Annotated in this window: 8 protein-coding genes and 1 other RNA gene; 5 read left to right on the top strand and 4 right to left on the bottom strand. The window is 57.9% G+C overall.

Annotation, left to right across the window (positions count from 1 at the left end; all coding sequences use genetic code 11):
• Positions 1 to 7 precede the first annotated feature (7 nt).
• Both aroH and USH94_RS10700 read right to left on the bottom strand, forming a co-directional pair.
• On the bottom strand, positions 8 to 1,054 hold the full coding sequence (gene aroH, locus USH94_RS10705; protein ID WP_008500645.1) for a 3-deoxy-7-phosphoheptulonate synthase AroH: 1,047 nt from the start codon (positions 1,052 to 1,054) through the stop codon (positions 8 to 10).
• Positions 1,055 to 1,206: 152 nt separating this feature from the next.
• Entirely contained in the window at positions 1,207 to 2,040 is an 834-nt protein-coding gene (locus tag USH94_RS10700) for a pyruvate, water dikinase regulatory protein (RefSeq protein ID WP_023311315.1), read from the bottom strand.
• Positions 2,041 to 2,375: 335 nt separating this feature from the next.
• Here USH94_RS10700 and ppsA point away from each other — a divergent pair, with 335 nt between their 5' ends.
• The 3 genes from ppsA (at position 2,376) to USH94_RS10685 (ending at position 8,767) form a co-directional block, all read left to right on the top strand.
• Positions 2,376 to 4,754: a phosphoenolpyruvate synthase gene (gene ppsA, locus USH94_RS10695; RefSeq protein ID WP_111965625.1), complete on the top strand. Its 2,379-nt coding sequence runs from the start codon at positions 2,376 to 2,378 to the stop codon at positions 4,752 to 4,754.
• A gap of 233 nt (positions 4,755 to 4,987) precedes the next feature.
• A complete protein-coding gene (locus USH94_RS10690; RefSeq protein ID WP_048977420.1) occupies positions 4,988 to 6,388 on the top strand; it encodes an MFS transporter in 1,401 nt (466 codons plus the stop codon).
• A 3-nt stretch (positions 6,389 to 6,391) separates the two neighbouring features.
• A complete protein-coding gene (locus tag USH94_RS10685; protein ID WP_111965626.1) occupies positions 6,392 to 8,767 on the top strand; it encodes a glycoside hydrolase family 3 N-terminal domain-containing protein in 2,376 nt (791 codons plus the stop codon).
• A 5-nt stretch (positions 8,768 to 8,772) separates the two neighbouring features.
• Here USH94_RS10685 and rprA read toward each other — a convergent pair.
• Positions 8,773 to 8,880, bottom strand: an RNA gene (rprA, locus tag USH94_RS10680) — antisense sRNA RprA.
• A 208-nt stretch (positions 8,881 to 9,088) separates the two neighbouring features.
• Positions 9,089 to 10,204, bottom strand: a complete 1,116-nt coding sequence (gene ydiK, locus USH94_RS10675) for an AI-2E family transporter YdiK (protein WP_045910283.1) — start codon at positions 10,202 to 10,204, stop codon at positions 9,089 to 9,091.
• A gap of 199 nt (positions 10,205 to 10,403) precedes the next feature.
• Between ydiK and USH94_RS10670 the strand changes: the two genes are divergently transcribed.
• Positions 10,404 to 13,460, top strand: coding sequence for an FAD-binding and (Fe-S)-binding domain-containing protein (locus USH94_RS10670; protein WP_111965627.1), 3,057 nt, complete (start codon positions 10,404 to 10,406; stop codon positions 13,458 to 13,460).
• Entirely contained in the window at positions 13,457 to 13,867 is a 411-nt protein-coding gene (gene menI, locus USH94_RS10665) for a 1,4-dihydroxy-2-naphthoyl-CoA hydrolase (RefSeq protein ID WP_023311321.1), read from the top strand. Before USH94_RS10670 ends, menI begins: the two co-directional genes overlap by 4 nt.
• Positions 13,868 to 13,948 lie beyond the last annotated feature (81 nt).

The following is a 13,948-nucleotide window of genomic DNA, read 5'->3' as shown; positions in this document are numbered from 1 at the left end:
GCATGCTTCAGAAGCGGGTATCTACTGCTGCGGCCAGCTTCTCCAGCAGCAGCTCGCTGTCTTCCCAGCTCAGGCACGGGTCGGTGATCGACTGGCCGTAAACCATCTGCTGTCCGGCAACGATTTTCTGCGTGCCTTCCTTGATGAAGCTCTCGGCCATAATCCCGGCAACGGCGGTCGAGCCGCTGCGGATCTGCTGGCAGATCTCATCGCAGACGTCCAGCTGGCGGCGATGCTGCTTCTGGCAGTTGCCGTGGCTGAAATCCACTACCAGATGTTCCGGCAGGTCGAATTCGGCCAGCGTTTCACAGGCTGCCGCAATATCTTGTGCATGGTAATTGGGTTTCTTCCCGCCGCGCATAATGATGTGCCCGTAAGGGTTACCGCTGGTCTGGTAGATGGTCATATGACCGCTTTTATCCGGCGACAGGAACATATGGCTGGCACGGGCAGCGCGGATGGCATCAACCGCAATACGGGTGTTGCCATCGGTCCCGTTTTTAAAGCCGACCGGGCAGGAGAGGGCGGAGGCCATCTCGCGGTGGATTTGGCTTTCGGTGGTGCGTGCGCCAATTGCGCCCCAGCTGATCAGATCGGCGATAAACTGCCCGGTCACCATATCGAGAAACTCGGTTGCCGTCGGCACGCCCAGCTCGTTGACCTGCAAAAGCAGCTTCCGCGCCAGCTCGATGCCGTGGTTCACGCGATAGCTGCCGTTGAGGTCAGGATCGGAGATCAGCCCTTTCCAGCCCACCACGGTCCGCGGTTTTTCAAAGTAGGTGCGCATAACAATCTCAAGGCGGTGCTGATACTTATCCCGCAGGCCCTGAAGCCGTTTTGCATAATCCATCGCGGCATCCAGATCGTGGATGGAGCAGGGACCAATCACCACCAGAAGACGCTTGTCTTCACCATTAAGGATTTTTTCTATGCGGCGGCGTGAGGCCGTCACGTGTTCCGCAACGGCAGCGGAAACAGGATGCCGCTGGGCCAGTTCAGCCGGCGTAACCAGGCTGTCAATGCGCGCAGTGCGGAGTTCATCGGTTTTATTCATGGAATGTCTCAGAAAATTTTTGCTTCATCGGCAGACTACCGGGAAGTGATGGGCATCACCTTAAACCAATCCCTGCTGATTTCAAGTTCGGGGCGACACCGCCCCGTGGTTGCCGATGATGATACCTGAATCTGAGTTAATGTACTAGCATATTAGTACATGCGGCGATTAAGGCCCATGATGTCGAGAATTTTGGTGGCAATTTCTTCCACCGAATAGTTGGTGCTGTTCAGCCATGGGATCTGATTTTTGCGGTACAGGGCTTCCACTTCGGAGACCTCCATCCGGCACTGGCGCATGGAGGCGTAGCGGCTGTTCTCGCGGCGCTCTTCGCGGATAGCGGCAAGGCGCTCCGGATTAATGGTCAGCCCGAACAGCTTGTGCTGCAGCGGCTTGAGGGCAGCGGGCAGCACCAGGTTATCCATATCGTCAGCGATAAACGGGTAGTTGGCGGCGCGAATGCCGAACTGCATCGCCAGGTAGAGACTCGTCGGGGTTTTGCCGCAGCGCGACACGCCAAGCAGGATCACCTGCGCCTGGTCGAGATTGCGCAGCGAGATACCGTCGTCGTGCGCGAGGGTGTAATCGATGGCGGCAATACGGGCATCGTACTTGGTCAGGTTGCCGGGGTTCAGCCCGTGGGTACGGTGGGCGATAGGCGTCGGGTCGAGCTTCAGCTCGCTTTGCAGCGGAGCCACCAGCGCCTGCACAATATCCTGGCAGAAGCCTTCACTCTGCAGAATGATGGAGCGAATCTCGGGGATCACGATGGAGTAGAACACCAGCGGGCGGACGCCGGTCTGCTGGTAAATGGCGTCGATCTGGTCCTTTACCGCTTTGGCGCGACTCTCATTTTCGACAAACGGCAGCGTAATGCTGTTGATCGATACGGGAAACTGCGACATCACCGCGTGTCCCAGCACCTCGGCGGTGATCGCCGTACCATCAGAAATATAAAAAACGTGACGATCGACAGCACTATCCATTTTACCCACCCTGAATATCAGACGTAATTGTCTGAAAGCATAAATTAAAAAAGTAATTTACACAGCAAAGAACTTATCCTAATTATGAGTGAAACACTGTTTTTGATTTTCCTGAAAAGTGGATTTCATTTTTCAAATAGCGACTTTATTTTTGGGGTTTCTGGCTGAATATAGAGGAATCATCGGGTTAATCGTTGATGGGAAAGTATCCGAAAAGTTGAAATTTTAAATTGCTTACACGATTCACCGTTTTTTTAGCGGAAATAAATATGCCAGTATAAAAACGTAGTCAGGTGTTACTTACTCCGATCAAATATCACAAAAGGATTGTTTCGATGTCCAACAATGGCTCGTCACCGCTGGTGCTTTGGTATAACCAACTCGGCATGAATGATGTAGACAGAGTTGGGGGCAAAAATGCCTCCCTGGGTGAAATGATTACAAACCTCTCGGGTATGGGTGTCTCCGTACCGAACGGGTTTGCCACCACCGCCGATGCCTTTAACCTGTTTTTAGACCAGAGCGGTGTTAACCAGCGCATTTACGACCTGCTGGATAAAACGGATATTGATGACGTCACCGAGCTTGCCAAAGCCGGGGCGCAGATCCGCCAGTGGATCATCGACACACCTTTCCAGCCGGAACTGGAAAAAGCCATTCACGACGCGTACAACCAGCTCTCCGCTGACGATGCGCAGGCTTCCTTTGCCGTACGTTCCTCTGCGACCGCGGAAGATATGCCGGACGCCTCGTTTGCCGGACAGCAGGAAACCTTCCTGAACGTCCAGGGTTACGATGCGGTGCTGGTGGCGGTGAAGCACGTGTTTGCTTCCCTGTTCAACGACCGTGCCATCTCCTATCGCGTGCATCAGGGCTACGACCATCGCGGCGTGGCGCTCTCCGCTGGCGTACAGCGCATGGTGCGCTCGGACGTGGGCTCATCCGGCGTGATGTTCTCCATTGATACTGAATCCGGCTTCGACCAGGTGGTGTTTATCACCTCCGCGTGGGGCCTGGGTGAGATGGTCGTGCAGGGTGCGGTAAATCCTGACGAATTCTATGTTCATAAGCCTACGCTGGCCGCTGGCCGTCCGGCGGTAGTGCGCCGCACCATGGGTTCAAAGAAAATCCGCATGATCTATGCTCCGACGCAGGAGCATGGCAAGCAGGTTAAAATTGAAGACGTACCGCAGGAACAGCGCGACCGCTTCTCCCTGACCGACGCTGAAGTTCAGGAGCTGGCGAAGCAGGCGGTGCAGATTGAAAAACACTACGGCCGTCCGATGGACATCGAATGGGCGAAAGACGGTAACACCGGCAAGCTGTTTATCGTGCAGGCGCGTCCGGAAACCGTCCGCTCTCGCGGCCAGGTGATGGAGCGTTATACGCTGCATGCCAAGGGCAAAATCGTGGCGGAAGGCCGTGCTATCGGTCACCGCATCGGTGCCGGTCCGGTCAAAGTGATCCACGACATCAGCGAGATGAACCGTATTGAGCCAGGCGACGTGCTGGTGACCGACATGACCGACCCGGACTGGGAACCGATCATGAAGAAAGCGGCGGCTATCGTCACCAACCGCGGCGGTCGTACCTGTCATGCGGCGATCATTGCCCGCGAGCTGGGTATTCCTGCGGTTGTCGGCTGCGGTGATGCCACCGAGCGCATGAAGGACGGCCAGAACGTGACCGTTTCCTGTGCCGAAGGCGATACCGGCTACGTGTATGCCGATATCCTCGACTTCAGCGTGAAGAGCTCCAGCGTGGATACCATGCCTGACCTGCCGCTGAAGATCATGATGAACGTCGGCAACCCGGACCGCGCGTTCGACTTCGCCTGCCTGCCGAACGAAGGCGTAGGCCTGGCGCGCCTGGAATTTATCATCAACCGTATGATCGGCGTTCACCCGCGTGCGCTGCTGGAGTTTGACGACCAGGATCCGAAGCTGCAGAACGAAATCCGCGAGATGATGAAAGGCTACGACTCGCCGAAAGAGTTCTACGTCGGCCGTCTGACCGAAGGGATCGCGACGCTCGGCGCTGCTTTCTATCCGAAACGCGTGATTGTGCGTCTGTCTGACTTTAAGTCTAACGAATACGCCAACCTGGTAGGCGGCGAGCGCTACGAGCCGGAAGAAGAGAACCCGATGCTGGGCTTCCGCGGGGCCGGACGCTACGTGTCCGACAGCTTCCGCGACTGTTTCGCGCTGGAGTGCGAGGCGGTGAAGCGCGTGCGCAACGACATGGGGCTGACCAACGTCGAAATCATGATCCCGTTTGTGCGTACCGTCGATCAGGCGAAAGCCGTTGTTGACGAGCTGGCGCGTCAGGGTCTGAAGCGCGGCGAGAACGGGCTGAAGATCATCATGATGTGCGAAATCCCGTCCAACGCCCTGTTGGCCGAGCAGTTCCTGGAACATTTCGACGGCTTCTCTATCGGCTCGAACGACATGACGCAGCTGACGCTGGGTCTGGACCGTGACTCTGGCGTGGTCTCCGAGCTGTTCGACGAGCGCAACGAGGCGGTGAAAGCGCTGCTTTCTATGTCCATCCGCGCGGCGAAGAAGCAGGGTAAATACGTCGGGATTTGCGGTCAGGGTCCATCCGACCATGAAGACTTTGCCGCCTGGCTGATGGAAGAGGGGATTGATAGCCTGTCCCTGAACCCGGATACGGTGGTGCAAACCTGGCTGAGCCTGGCGGAACTGAACAAGTAACGCCACGCTGACCCGAAAAGGCGAGGATATTATTCCTCGCCTTTTTTATTTCATTTCTTATTTGCTCCCCATCACAAATAAAGTAAAAAACCAAATATCATAATTTGTCTGTCAATTTAGACAATTGTTAGCGCGCAACGCGTTGCTAATACTTGAGCCTTACTGCGCATTTCTCTTTCAGTGATGCGCAACTGGTTGAAATACGTTTTAACCTGATAAAAAGGCAAATAACAATGACACTCTCCTCTGTATTGCGTACCAAAGATAAAATAGGTTATGGCTTAGGTGATATGGCCAGCGCGCTGGTCTGGCAAACGGCAACGTTATTTCTCGCTTATTTTTATACAGACGTTTTTGGGCTTCCCGCCGCGATTATGGGCACCATGTTTTTAGTGGTGCGCGTGGTCGATGCGTTTGTCGACCCGTGCATTGGCGCGCTGGTTGACCGCACACAGACGCGTCACGGACGTTTCCGTCCCTGGCTGCTGTGGTTTGCCATCCCGTTTGGCGTGAGCTGCCTGATCACCTTCTATGTGCCGGACGTTGGTCCAACGGCAAAAATCGTCTATGCCTGCGTGACCTACGCAATTTTAAGCCTGATTTACTCCGCGATTAACGTGCCTTACTGCGCCATGCCCGGCGCGCTGACGCTGGACCCGCGCGAGCGTCATTCTCTGCAGTCGTGGCGTTTTGGCCTGTCGTTTATCGGCGGGTTGATTGTGACGGTTATTGCCCTGCCGCTGGTCTCATTGTTAGGCCAGGGCAACGTGCAGAAAGGCTATTTCTATGCCATGAGTCTGATGGGCCTGCTGGGAATCGTTCTGTTCTTCTGCTGTTTCCTGATGACCCGCGAGCGTTATTCGCCGCGCAATGATACCTCCGGCTCGATGCTCACCGATTTAAAACTGCTGGCCGGGAACAGCCAGTGGCGTATTGTGTTCCTGTTTAATATTTTGCTGTTAACGGCGGTGGTGACGCGCGGTTCCGCCACGATGTATTACGTGAACTATGTGCTGTTGCGCCCGGATCTGGTTTTTGCCTTTATTGTTTCCGGCATGGTGGCCTCCCTAAGCGGCGCATTATTATCTGAACGGCTGCTGGGAAAATTTGACCGCGTGCGCGCCTATCAGTGGACGATAATTTCCTTCGTGATTTTTGGTGCGCTGATTTTCTTCCTGCCGCCTTCGCAGGTGTGGCTGATCTTTGGCCTCAACATCGTCTTTAGCTTTATTCAAAACCTCACCACGCCGCTGCAGTGGACCATGTTCTCCGATGTGGTCGACTACGAGGAGCATCGCAGCGGCCGCCGCCTGGACGGGCTGGTCTTCTCCACCGCGCTGTTTGCCATCAAATTCGGCCTGGCGCTGGGCGGCGCGGTCGTCGGCTGGGTGCTTGGCATGGTGGATTACGCGCCGGGACAGGCAACCCAGGCGCCAGGCGTTCTCTCGACCATCAACGCACTGTTCACCCTTATCCCTTGCGCGCTGTTCCTCTGCATGGTCGCGCTGCTTGCCATCTACAAGCTCAACAGCCGGCTGGTTGATTCCATCGCCCGTGAGCTGGCCAGCAAACGTGAGGTCAGACCCGAAGCGGGGCAGCTCAGCCCGGCAACCCCTTCCGCACTACAGGAGTAAAACATGACAGCTATCTATAAGGACGCGGGACGTCCCGTGCACGAGCGCGTCGCCGATTTACTGGCGCGTATGACCCCGGAAGAGAAGTTCGCCCAGATGCACGCGTACTGGCTGATCCTCGATGAAAACGGTAACCACCGCGAGCGCAGCGATCTCAGCGATGAATTCGCCGGCGTGAGCGAGCAGGCAGCGCTAGGCGAACGGTTAAAGCTGGGTGTCGGGCAGATCACCCGTCCGCTCGGTACCCATATCGTTGACGCGAAAACCGGCGTGCGCGCCGCGAACCGCCTGCAGCGGATGATGATGGAGGAGACGCGCCTCGGCATTCCGGCCTTGTTCCATGAAGAGTGCCTGGTGGGGCTGCTGTGCAAAGACGCTACGCTGTTCCCGTCGTCGCTGAACTACGGCTCCACCTGGGATCCTGAACTGGTACAGCGCGCGGCAGAGCAGATCGGTAAAGAGGCGCGATCCGTCGGCTGTCTGCAGGGGCTGGCGCCGGTGCTGGACGTTTCCCGCGACGTGCGCTGGGGGCGAACCGAAGAGACCTTCGGGGAAGATCCGTGGCTGGTGGGCGTGATGGCGACCGCCTACGTGAAAGGCTTACAGGGCGATAAGCGCGACCTGCTGGCGACGCTCAAGCACTACGTGGGCCACTCGTTCAGCGAAGGGGCGCGCAACCATGCGCCGGTACATCTGGGGTTCAGCGAGCTGAACGACACCTTCCTGCTGCCGTTTGAAATGGCGGTGAAGCTGGCCAATGCCGGGTCGGTGATGCCCGCCTATCACGATATCGACAATCAGCCGGGGCACAGCGACAGCTTCCTGCTGACTACCGTCCTGCGCGAACAGTGGGGATTCGACGGGATTATTGTCGCGGACTACGGCGGCATCAGCCTGCTGCACCAGCATCACGGGATTTCCCACGATGCGGCGGAATCCGCCGCGCTGGCGTTCAACGCGGGGCTGGACGTTGAGCTGCCGAAAGACGACTGTGCGCGGCATCTGGCAGACGCCGTTGAGCGCGGGCTGATCTCTATGGCGAAAGTGGATGAGATCGTGGCGCGCGTGCTGACGGAAAAATTCCGTCTGGGGCTATTTGAAAACCCGTACGCGGATGAGAACGGTATCGATCTGCAAAACGACAAGACCCGCCAGATCGCGCGGGAGGTGGCGACGAAATCGCTCACGCTGCTGGAAAACAACGGTATTTTACCGCTCGGCGGTAAGCCCCGCGTGGCGGTGGTGGGGCCGACGGCAGACGATCCGCTGGCGTTACTCAGCGGCTACAGCTTCCCGGTACATCTGATCATCAGCGATATGGTGGAAGAGACCTCGCAGGTCACGACCCCGCGCGCGGCGCTGGAACAGTATCTCGGTGCATCGAACGTCCGCTATGCCAAAGGGTGCCACATCATCGAGAAACGGATGGCGGGGGCGCCGGTCTTCCCGGGCGACAGCGGCGGCAAACCGATGCAGCAGTCGCCGGTGTCGCAGAGTACCGCCCTGATCCCCGAGGCCGTGGACGCGGCGCAGGAGAGTGACGTGGTGGTCGCCTGCGTGGGCGATCTCGCCGGGCTGTTCCAGAGCGGCACCGTGGGGGAAGGTTCCGATACCGATTCCCTGAACCTGCCGGGCGTGCAGCAACAGCTGCTGGAAGCGCTGGTGGCGACGGGCAAACCGGTGATCGTCGTGATGACCGGCGGGCGCCCGTACAACCTTCAGGGGCTGGAGGATAAGGTCGCGGCGCTGCTGGTGGCGTGGGCGCCGGGGCAGGAAGGGGGCTGGGCGATTGCGGACGTGCTAACGGGACGCGCAGAGCCGCAGGGCCGTCTGGTGGTGAGCGTGCCGAAAAGCGCCGGGGCCATGCCGTATTACTACAATCACAAGCTCAAAAGCGGCGGCACGCCGTTTGCTTTTCACTTCGGTTCACGTTATCCGTTTGGCTTCGGCCTCGGCTGGACGACCTTTAGCTGGGGCGCAGCCCGCCTCGCCGAAAGCAGCGTGCCGGTTGACGGCGAGGTGACGCTGAGCGTAGATATCGCCAATACCGGGGAGCGCAGCGGCAGCGAGGTGGTGCAGGTTTACGTCAGGGATAAGGTCGCCACCCAGGTACGGCCGCTTCAGGAGCTGAAGGCCTTCCAGCGCGTCACGCTCTCGCCGGGCGAATCCGCCACGCTCAACTTTACGCTACCGGTTGAGATGTTCAACTTTACCCGCCGGGACGGGAAGCGCATCGTTGAGCCGGGCGAGTTTGAACTGCAGGTTGGCGCATCGTCGGCGGATATCCGCGAGGCGGTGACGGTCAATGTGACCGGGGAAACGCGGGTGCTGCCAGCGGAGTGGCGGATGCTCAGTACCTGTGAAGTTAAGCGCGCGTAGTCAGGATAAAAAAAAGCCCATCGTGGGAGATGGGCAAAGACTACACACAGCAATTCGTTGTTTCACTCAGGGGATTTCCATGCTTATAAATCAAGGTGTTGATTTATAACCGTGTGCTAATAGTAGGCATGTCATCTTTGAGCGTCGATCGGATTCGTCTCAATAGTTAAAGAGACGTAAAGATTTCTTGAGGTTAAGAGCAGAATGAGTGCATGAATAGCGGGTCTGACCAGTGTGCAACGAATAAATACTTTAACGCTGCTAAAGTATTGTGAGAGAGAATGTAGGCCGGGTGCGCGTTAGCGCCACCCGGCAAAAAACTTAATGGGTGTTTTTCTCTTCCAGCTCTTCCAGTTCGCTCAGAATCACGTCCGGGTCGGTTCCCGGCGGCGGAATTTCATGCACCCAGGCGGAGAACAGACGCCATGTGACGGCGAGCAGCACCGGGCCAATAAACAGGCCGATCATGCCAAAGGCAATCAGTCCGCCAATGACTCCGGAGAGGATCAGGATCAGCGGCAGGTCTGCACCCATGCGGATGAGGATCGGACGAATGACGTTATCCATGGTGCCGACCACGCAGCTCCAGACCAGCAGCACCGTTCCCCACGTGGTATCACCCGTCCAGTAGAGCCAGATAATACTAGGAACCAGCACCAGCAGCGGTCCCAGTTGCGCAAGACAGGTCATCAGCATGACAACGGTGAATACGGTGGCGTACGGTACGCCGGAAATCGCCAGACCGATACCGCCCAGCACCGCCTGCACCAGCGCGGTCACCACCACGCCCAGCGCAACCGCGCGCACGGCCTGCGCAGCCAGCAGTACCGCAGCGTCACCGCGTTTGCCCGCCAGGCGGGTGGCGAAGTGACGAACGCCTAAAGCCACCTGCTCGCCGCGCCAGTAGAGCAGGGCGCTGAAGAGCAGCATCAGGGTACAGTGCATCATAAATCGGCCGATATGCGCCGCCTGACCCACAAACCAGGTGGTAGTGGTGCCAATATACGGGCGGACTTTTGCCATTAGCGCGCTGCCGCCCATCTCCAGCAGGCTATGCCAGCCGCTGTAGAGCTTGGCGCCCACCACCGGAATGCTGTTCAGCCAGGCGAGATCCGGCAGCGTCAGGTCACCGCTGCTAATGGCGCGAATAACGGGGCCACTGGAATCCACCAGGCTATTGACCAGCAGTGCAATCGGAATAATAAACAGCAGGAACAGCAGGAGCGTCATGACCAGCACGGCTAACCCGCGGCGGCCAAACAGCAGCTTCTGCAAGCGCAGCAGCAAAGGCCACGTGGCAACGACAACGGTCGCAGCCCACGCGAAGCCGAGAATAAAGGGTTGAACAATCCACAGACACGCAATAATCATGAGGGCCAGAAACAGCACCGACAGCAAAATTTGCGCAACATCCCTGGGCTGGCGAAGATTGACCATAAATGAAACTTTCCTTAAAAGAACGCCAGTACAACTGGCGGGAACGGAAAACCGCGTCTCTTTAATCATTAATGATCTCAGCGGTTTTTGACAGGCGGATTTTGCCTGTAATTCAGCAGAGATTATAAGAAAAAAATGTGATAAAACTTTTAAGATACACGCAAACGATTTCATACAACTCTAATTAGGGTCGACAGTCATGATCCCACAGATTTCTCAGGCACCTGGCGTCGTTCAGCTGGTGCTTAATTTTTTGCAAGCACTGGAGCAACAGGGTTTTACAGGTGATACCGCCACGAACTATGCCGACAGGCTGACGATGGCGACCGATAACAGTATTTACCAGCTTCTTCCCGATGCCGTGGTTTTCCCTCGTTCAACGGCCGACGTCGCGCTTATCGCCCGGCTGGCAACGCAGGAGCGCTTTGCCTCGCTGGTCTTTACGCCACGCGGCGGCGGCACCGGGACCAACGGTCAGGCGCTGAACCAGGGCATCATTGTTGATATGTCGCGCTACATGAACCGCATCATTGAGATCAACCCGGAAGAGGGGTGGGTGCGGGTCGAAGCGGGCGTTATCAAAGATCAGCTTAACCAGTACCTCAAGCCTTACGGTTACTTTTTTGCCCCGGAGCTTTCCACCAGTAACCGCGCGACCCTCGGCGGGATGATCAACACGGATGCCTCCGGTCAGGGCTCGCTGGTCTACGGTAAAACCTCCGATCACGTGCTGGGCGTGCGTGCCGTTCTGCTGGGCGGCGATATTCTCGATACGCAGCCGATGCCGGTCGAACTGGCGGAAACGCTGGGCAAAGATAACACCGCCAGCGGACGCATCTATCGTACCGTGCTGGAGCGCTGCCGCGACAACCGCCAGCTTATTCTCGATAAGTTCCCCAAACTAAATCGCTTCCTGACCGGGTACGACCTGCGTCACGTCTTTAACGACGACCTGACCCAGTTCGATTTAACCCGCGTGTTGACCGGTTCCGAAGGGACGCTGGCGTTTATCACCGAGGCGCGGCTGGATATCACCCGCCTGCCGAAAGTACGTCGTCTGGTGAACGTCAAATATGACTCCTTCGACTCTGCGCTGCGCAATGCGCCGTTTATGGTGCAAGCTAAAGCGCTCTCGGTGGAGACGGTCGACTCCAAAGTGCTCAACCTGGCCCGGGAAGATATTGTCTGGCATTCCGTCAGCGATCTCATTACCGACGTGCCGGATAAAGAGATGCTCGGTCTCAACATCGTGGAATTTGCCGGCGACGACGCGGAGCTGATTGAGCGCCAGGTCACCACGCTCTGCCAGCGGCTGGATGAGCTGATTGCGCAGGGGGAAGGCGGCGTGATCGGCTGGCAGCTCTGTAACGATCTGGCCGGGATTGAGCGTATCTATGCGATGCGTAAAAAAGCCGTGGGCCTGCTCGGCAATGCGAAAGGGGCGGCGAAGCCGATTCCTTTTGCCGAAGATACCTGCGTGCCGCCTGAGCATCTGGCGGATTATATCGTCGAGTTCCGCGCCCTGCTGGACAGCCACGGCCTGAGCTATGGCATGTTTGGCCACGTCGACGCCGGGGTACTGCACGTGCGTCCGGCGCTGGATATGTGCGACCCGCAGCAGGAGATCCTGATGAAGCAGATCTCCGACGACGTGGTGGCCTTAACCGCCAAATACGGCGGCCTGCTGTGGGGGGAGCACGGGAAAGGGTTCCGCGCGGAATACAGCCCGGCATTCTTCGGCGAACAGCTCTACGCGGAGCTGCGCAAGGTGAAAGCGGCGTTTGACCCGCATAACCGCCTCAACCCGGGCAAAATCTGCCCTCCTGAAGGCGTGGACGCGCCAATGCTGCAGGTGGATGCCGTCAAGCGCGGCACGTACGACAGACAGATCCCGATTGCGGTGCGCTCCTCCTGGCGCGGCGCGATGGAGTGCAACGGCAACGGACTGTGCTTTAACTTTGATGTGAAAAGCCCGATGTGTCCGTCGATGAAAATCACCAGCAACCGCATCCACTCGCCGAAAGGGCGGGCGACGCTGGTGCGGGAATGGCTGCGTCTGCTGGCCGATCGCGGGGTGGATCCGCTCGGGCTGGAGCAGCAGCTCCCGGAAAAACGGGCCAGCCTGCGCTCGCTGATTGAGCGCACCCGCAACAGCTGGCATGCCAATAAGGGCGAGTATGATTTCTCCCATGAGGTGAAAGAGGCGATGTCCGGCTGTCTGGCCTGTAAAGCCTGCTCCACCCAGTGCCCGATTAAAATCGACGTGCCGGAATTCCGCTCGCGCTTCCTGCAGCTGTATCACACCCGCTACCTCCGCCCGGTGCGCGACCATCTGGTGGCAACGGTAGAAAGCTACGCGCCGCTGATGGCGCGCGCGCCGAAGACCTTTAACTTCTTTATCAACCAGCCGCTGGTGCGCAAGCTCTCCGAAAAACATATCGGTATGATCGATCTGCCGCTGCTGTCGGTGCCGTCTCTGCAGCGCCAGCTCGTCGGTCACCGCTCGGCGAACATGACCCTGGAGCAGCTGGAGGCACTCACGCCTGAGCAAAAAGCGAAGGTGGTGCTGGTGGTGCAGGATCCGTTTACCAGCTACTACGATGCGCAGGTGGTCGCGGATTTCATCCGCCTGTCGGAAAAGCTGGGGTATCAGCCGGTGGTTCTGCCGTTCTCACCCAACGGCAAGGCGCAGCACATCAAGGGCTTCCTGACGCGCTTTGCAAAGACCGCGCAGAAAACGGCTGACTTCTTAAACCGCGTGGCGCAACTCGGGATACCGATGGTCGGCGTCGATCCGGCGCTGGTGCTTTGCTATCGCGATGAATATAAGCAGACGCTCGGCGACAAGCGCGGTGATTTCAACGTGATGCTGGTGCACGAGTGGCTGCCGGTGGCGCTGGAAGATAAGGCGGTTCAGGATGTCAGCGGGGAACCGTGGTATCTGTTCGGACACTGCACGGAAGTCACCGCGCTGCCGGGCGCGCCCGCGCAGTGGGCGTCCGTCTTTGCCCGCTTCGGCGCGAAGCTGGAGAGCGTCAGCGTCGGCTGCTGTGGAATGGCCGGCACCTACGGACACGAAGTGAAAAACCACGCCAACTCGCTCGGCATCTATGAGCTGTCCTGGCATCAGGCGATGCAGCGTTTACCGCGAAACCGCTGTCTGGCGACGGGCTACTCCTGTCGCAGCCAGGTGAAACGAGTAGAAGGTAACGGTGTACGTCACCCACTGCAGGCTTTACTGGAGATAATTGGATGATCTGGAAACGTGCCGTGACGCTGCAGGCGCTGAACGCCATGGGCGAGGGAAATATGGTGGGGCTGCTGGATATCCAGTTCATCCGCATTGGCGACGATGAGATTGAAGCCACCATGCCCGTCGATAGTCGCACCCATCAGCCGTTTGGTTTATTGCACGGCGGAGCGTCCGTCGTGCTGGCCGAAACGCTGGGCTCGGTGGCGGGCTATCTTTGTACCGAAGGGGAGCAGAAGGTTGTCGGACTCGAGGTGAATGCTAACCATATCCGCTCGGTGCGCAGCGGGCGCGTGCGCGGTGTATGCCGCGCGCTGCACGCCGGTAGCCGCCATCAGGTGTGGCAGATAGATATTCTCGATGAGCAGGATCGCCTGTGCTGCTCGTCGCGGCTGACCACGGCGGTTGTGTAAAGTTTTCAGATGTTTTGCCTTTGGTCAAAAACTAGCCAGATGGTTGTGATATACTGGTCAGGTTTTGTACATAAGCGAGGA

Source organism: Enterobacter sp. 148H3, from assembly GCF_034107425.1.
Classification (GTDB): Bacteria; Pseudomonadota; Gammaproteobacteria; order Enterobacterales; family Enterobacteriaceae; genus Enterobacter; species Enterobacter vonholyi.
Note: the sequence above shows the minus strand (reverse complement) of the source record. Positions and strands in the feature narration are given on the sequence as shown.